The sequence below is a fragment of the Mesonia oceanica genome, assembly GCF_902499555.1.
Taxonomy (GTDB): domain Bacteria; phylum Bacteroidota; class Bacteroidia; order Flavobacteriales; family Flavobacteriaceae; genus Mesonia; species Mesonia oceanica.
The window spans coordinates 1-2,158 of the sequence record NZ_CABVMM010000043.1; the positions used below are offsets into that span (position 1 = coordinate 1).

The window sequence follows — 2,158 nt, forward strand, 5'->3', positions numbered from 1 at the left end:
TGCATGGCCGTTCCTATTTTACTAGCCACCCGTTGGCTACCGGCATAATAATGTTTGGTATATTTTACGTGGCGTTCTCTTTTTTTATCAAGATAAGGCACCAAAAACACTCTATTTAACCTTATCTATACCTATATCCAGAACTTCAAGACCAAACTTGCTTTCGCTAAATAAAAATAAAAAGTCCCAGTATTAAATCCGGGGCTTTTTGTCCTAAAGTAAATTTATTTTTATCTTCCAAACATCTACTACCAAGTAGTAATAACTTCACCTATTATTTGCTCCTTATCTATAAGACCTATAAACCTTGAATCGTTTGAGTTATCCCTGTTATCACCCAAAACAAAATATTTTCCACTTGGGATAGTTAAAGGTCCAAAAAAATCCTTATTCCAGTTTTTACCATAGACCTCATTTATATAATTATCAGAATGGTCATTGCTTAAAATAAAGCGTCTATCGTCTAAATTATTATTAATCGCTACTTTTTCTGATAATGAAACTATTAGGGTATCCTCCCTTTTTTTCCTCAAGTCATAATCTGATACAAGATTGGGCTTTAAATCGGCATATTCATTCATAGTTACTTTATAATCATATGAAGTTCCTATTTTATTAGCTTTTGAGCCATTTCTATATAAAATACCCGATTTTATTTCTATTACATCTTTTGGTTTTCCCACTATCCTAAAAACATATACTTGCTTTCCAAATAAAGAATCTGAATAATTAAAAACTACCACATCATTAATATCCAAGTTTGATAGGTTGGTTGTCAATAAACTATTCCCCCTATGGATATTGGGTTCCATTGTATTTGTAGATAAATTATACACATATAATATATTTGCAAACCTTACTACTAAAAAAAGATATGACTAAGAATATAAAAACAATACCCAGCCTTTTATTTTTCCTTAACGTAAACATTTTTTAAAAGACCCTAATTGAAAAAAATGAAATTATTAAAATAAGAACTATAAAAAAAAATAAATTCCTAGCCCAATTTTCTTTACTCTGTTCTTTATCTAGATCAGTTTTTGTAAATCTGATCAACAACCACCATAAAAACCCTCCTATGTCTGTAAAAAGCTTATGTCTCAAAACTTATGAAGTGTTATGTTTAAAATAGTTTTCATGTCTATAAATTTAACAGTATTAGTTTTAAATTCATTAACCGCTCTAGCTCTATCCATATAAGTCTTATCTGCACTCAACGCAGTAGGTTGAGAGCTAAAATACATATCTACACCTTTAACAAGAACTTTACTAACTATGTTTTTAGGAAGTTTCGATTCTACAAAATCCCCTCCTCCATAATCCCAAATTATTCCTGGTAATGGAGAGTCATTATTTTGTTTATTCCCGAATTGTGTACCCAAAAACTTATGGGAAAGATATTCATAAGTTATATTATTCGAATCATATTTGTCAATATCCCAATCAGCATTTTTATTGATTTTATCTGAGGCGTCTCGTAAATACGATTTTCTTTGATCTAGAATTTGTGCACGATCATAGCTATTCCCTTTTGTTGGTCCGAAATAACTATCTCCTAAATTCTCCAAGTTTTCTGAACTTTCTGTTCCAAAATAAACCTGTGCAGCATCCATAGCTTCTTCGCTAGTACCATCAAACCATTTCACTTCCCCAGTATCTAGGTATTTTATCCAATCATCAGGTCTCTGAACGGATTCATCCAGCATCCCCGTTGGGTCTATCCTGTTCAACGGGTTGTTCTGCACATAACTGTACGGTGAGATGCCGGGACGCTCCTCCGCCATTGGGTCAACACTTAACCAAACACTCCACTTCGGATCATAATACCGTGCGCCATAATAATAGTTCCCCGTCTCTTCGTCAAGTTCTTTTGCATTAAACTTATAGGGAGAGTTATTGGAATTCTTGTGTTCTTCTACAAACATTTAACTAGCTACTTTCTATTTTTATAAGATTTCGTTGTATCTCGTTCCTCGATTTATCCAACTCCCAAGCCAACTCGGCAAGCTGGCCTGTTCACTAAAAACAGCCACCGGCTGTTTTCTTGACGTTCCACCCTATATGCTGGCTTATTTCTCCAACTATATTAGTAATAAAATTGGAACTACCCAAATGGTCCGAATGAAAATAAAACATTTCTAAACTTGCCCCTTCGTCA

Annotated in this window: 1 protein-coding gene and 1 pseudogene; both read right to left on the bottom strand. The window is 33.4% G+C overall.

The window, feature by feature from the left end; translation table 11 throughout:
* Positions 1-248 precede the first annotated feature (248 nt).
* Positions 249-854 (bottom strand): annotated as a pseudogene (gene lepB / locus FVB9532_RS19200) (signal peptidase I); the annotation flags it as partial.
* Positions 855-1,100: 246 nt separating this feature from the next.
* Positions 1,101-1,925, bottom strand: coding sequence for an RHS repeat-associated core domain-containing protein (locus FVB9532_RS19205; protein WP_150546800.1), 825 nt, complete (start codon positions 1,923-1,925; stop codon positions 1,101-1,103).
* Positions 1,926-2,158: the final 233 nt, after the last annotated feature.

Coding starts and splice junctions, on each gene's coding strand:
- FVB9532_RS19205 (WP_150546800.1), bottom strand. CDS start 1,925: ATGTTTGTAGAAGAACACAAGAATTCCAATAACTCTCCCTATAAGTTT.